This window comes from Ruegeria sp. BI7, from assembly GCF_056537925.1.
Map to the genome: position 1 here is coordinate 1 of NZ_JBQFSK010000024.1, position 2,988 is coordinate 2,988.

A 2,988-nucleotide genomic window follows, 5' to 3' on the forward strand; every position below is an offset into this window, starting at 1 on the left:
CCCAATGAGCTACAAATCCGACATCGAAATCGCCCGTGAGGCGAACAAGAAGCCGATTCAGGAAATCGGTGCGAAAATTGGCATCTCCAGTGACGATCTGCTGCCTTACGGCCACGACAAGGCGAAGGTCAGCCAGGACTTCATCAACTCGGTTCAAGGTCGTGAAGACGGCAAACTGATTCTGGTGACCGCGATCAACCCGACCCCTGCGGGTGAGGGTAAGACCACCACCACCGTCGGTCTGGGCGATGGCCTGAACCGCATCGGCAAAAACGCGATGATCTGTATCCGCGAAGCCTCGCTTGGCCCGAACTTCGGGATGAAGGGTGGTGCTGCGGGTGGCGGTTACGCGCAGGTTGTTCCCATGGAAGAGATGAACCTGCACTTCACAGGTGACTTCCACGCCATCACCTCGGCCCACTCGCTGCTGTCGGCGATGATCGACAACCACATCTACTGGGGCAATGAGTGCGAGATCGACATTCGTCGCGTTGCGTGGCGTCGTGTGGTCGACATGAACGACCGTGCGCTGCGTCAGATCACCGCCAGCTTGGGTGGCGTGTCGAACGGTTTCCCGCGTGAAACCGGCTTTGACATCACCGTGGCGTCCGAGGTCATGGCGATCCTCTGTCTGGCCACCGACCTTAAAGATCTGGAAAAGCGTCTGGGTGACATCATTGTGGCCTATCGCCGCGATAAGACCCCGGTTTACTGCCGCGACATCAAGGCCGAAGGCGCAATGACCGTTCTGCTGAAAGACGCGATGCAGCCGAATCTGGTGCAAACGCTGGAAAACAACCCGGCCTTTGTCCATGGTGGTCCTTTCGCGAACATCGCACACGGCTGTAACTCGGTCATCGCGACCAAAACCGCTCTGAAAGTGGCCGATTATGTTGTCACCGAAGCGGGTTTCGGTGCTGATCTGGGTGCCGAGAAATTCATGAACATCAAGTGCCGTAAGGCGGGTATTGCTCCGTCGGCAGTTGTTCTGGTCGCAACCGTGCGCGCGATGAAGATGAACGGCGGTGTTGCCAAAGCCGATCTGGGTGCCGAAAACGTCGACGCGGTTCAGTCGGGCTGTGCCAACCTGGGCCGTCACATCGAGAACGTGAAATCCTTCGGCGTGCCCGTTGTTGTCGCCATCAACCACTTTGTCACCGACACCGATGACGAAGTGCAGGCCGTCAAGGATTACTGCGCCGAACATGGTGTCGAAGCAGTTCTGTCGCGTCACTGGGAGCTCGGTTCAGACGGTTCTGCGCCTCTGGCTGAGAAAGTTGTGGAAATCGTCGAAAACGGTGCTGCGAACTTTGCACCGATCTACCCCGACGAAATGCCGTTGTTCGAAAAGATCGAAACCATCGCCAAGCGCATCTACCGCGCTGACGAGGTTCTGGCCGACAACAAGATTCGCAACCAGTTGCGCGAATGGGAAGAGGCCGGATACGGCAATCTGCCGGTCTGCATGGCCAAGACGCAATACAGCTTCTCGACCGACCCGACACTGCGCGGCGCGCCCACCGGCCATTCGGTTCCGGTGCGTGAGGTTCGCCTGTCGGCAGGTGCCGGGTTCATCGTGGTTGTCTGCGGCGAGATCATGACCATGCCCGGCCTGCCACGCAAACCGGCTGCGGAATCCATCTGCCTCAATGACGCAGGTGAGATCGAGGGCTTGTTCTAAGCGCCCGAATGATACATCTCGTGGTCCGGGGGTATCCCCGGACCGCAGGAGATTGAAATGCCCACTCTGATACCGCCGCAGGACTGCCACTCGATGCGGGAATTGCGGGTTCAGATCGACAAGCTGGATCGCCAATTGATTGAAATGTTGGTGGCGCGCGCAACTTACATAGATCGTGCGTCTCAGTTGAAACCCGGCGAGGGGCTACCCGCCCGCATCCCGGATCGTGTCGAAGATGTGGTGCAGCGCGTGCGCACAAGTTCCGACGAGTTGGGCATGGACCCCGATCTTGCCGAGAAGCTTTGGCGCATCTTGATTGACTGGTCGATTGCCCGCGAAGAACGCGTGCTCGGCCCCGAATGAAGAACCGGGCGCTTTGTGCGCCCGATCCGTTTTTGAAAAGAAGGGATCAAAGGATGGTAGCGCAGGTTATCGACGGTAAGGCCTTTGCCGCAAAAGTACGCGGCCAGGTGGCCGACCAGGTCGCAAAGCTGAAAGAAGAAAACGGCATCACCCCCGGCCTGGCCGTGGTTCTGGTAGGCGAAGACCCAGCAAGCCAGGTTTATGTGCGGTCCAAGGGAAAGATGACCGTCGAGGTCGGCATGAACTCGTACGAGCACAAGCTGGACATCGACACGTCCGAAGAAGATCTGCTGGCGTTGATCGACAAGCTGAACAACGACCCAGCCGTGCATGGTATTTTGGTGCAGTTGCCCCTGCCCAAACACCTGAACGAAGATCTGGTGATCAACTCGATTGACCCGGCCAAGGACGTTGATGGTTTCCACATCTCGAACGTGGGACTGCTGGGTACCGGGCAGAAGTCGATGGTGCCTTGCACGCCGCTGGGGTGTTTGATGATGCTGCGCGACTACCATGGCTCGCTCTCGGGTATGGATGCGGTTGTTGTGGGCCGATCGAATATCGTGGGCAAGCCGATGGCGCAGTTGTTGCTGGGTGACAGCTGCACCGTGACCATCGCACACAGTCGCACCAAGGACCTGCCGGAAGTTGTGCGCCGCGCAGATATCGTCGTTGCTGCCGTTGGCCGCCCCGAGATGATTCCGGGCGATTGGATCAAGGAAGGTGCAACAGTGATTGACGTGGGCATCAACCGAATTGAACGGGACGGCAAGAACAAGCTGGTTGGTGACGTAGATTACGCCAGCGCGGCCGAACGCGCCGGAGCGATCACACCCGTGCCCGGTGGCGTCGGACCAATGACCATCGCCTGCCTGCTGGCCAACACGCTGACCGCCTGCTGCCGCGCCAATGCCTTGCCAGAGCCCGAAGGCCTGACAGCTTGA

3 protein-coding genes are annotated in these 2,988 nt (G+C 58.8%); all 3 read left to right on the forward strand.

Annotation, left to right across the window (positions count from 1 at the left end):
* The first annotated feature begins 4 nt into the window (after nucleotides 1-4).
* Genes ACR0JB_RS21750 through folD form a run of 3 tightly spaced genes read left to right on the forward strand, consistent with a single transcriptional unit; the run spans nucleotide 5 to nucleotide 2,988 of the window.
* Complete coding sequence (locus ACR0JB_RS21750) at nucleotides 5-1,681, forward strand: formate--tetrahydrofolate ligase (RefSeq protein WP_170352147.1); 1,677 nt, start codon at nucleotides 5-7, stop codon at nucleotides 1,679-1,681.
* Between the two features lie 57 nt (nucleotides 1,682-1,738).
* Complete coding sequence (locus tag ACR0JB_RS21755) at nucleotides 1,739-2,044, forward strand: chorismate mutase (protein ID WP_170352146.1); 306 nt, start codon at nucleotides 1,739-1,741, stop codon at nucleotides 2,042-2,044.
* A 53-nt stretch (nucleotides 2,045-2,097) separates the two neighbouring features.
* Nucleotides 2,098-2,988 carry a bifunctional methylenetetrahydrofolate dehydrogenase/methenyltetrahydrofolate cyclohydrolase FolD gene (gene folD / locus ACR0JB_RS21760; protein ID WP_170507897.1) on the forward strand — a complete coding sequence of 297 codons (891 nt, stop codon included), beginning with the start codon at nucleotides 2,098-2,100 and terminating at the stop codon, nucleotides 2,986-2,988.

What these genes read in the sequence shown, in the direction of transcription:
- ACR0JB_RS21750 (WP_170352147.1), top strand. Translation starts at nt 5, where the DNA reads ATGAGCTACAAATCCGACATCGAAATCGCCCGTGAGGCGAACAAGAAG.
- ACR0JB_RS21755 (WP_170352146.1), top strand. Translation starts at nt 1,739, where the DNA reads ATGCCCACTCTGATACCGCCGCAGGACTGCCACTCGATGCGGGAATTG.
- folD (WP_170507897.1), top strand. Translation starts at nt 2,098, where the DNA reads ATGGTAGCGCAGGTTATCGACGGTAAGGCCTTTGCCGCAAAAGTACGC.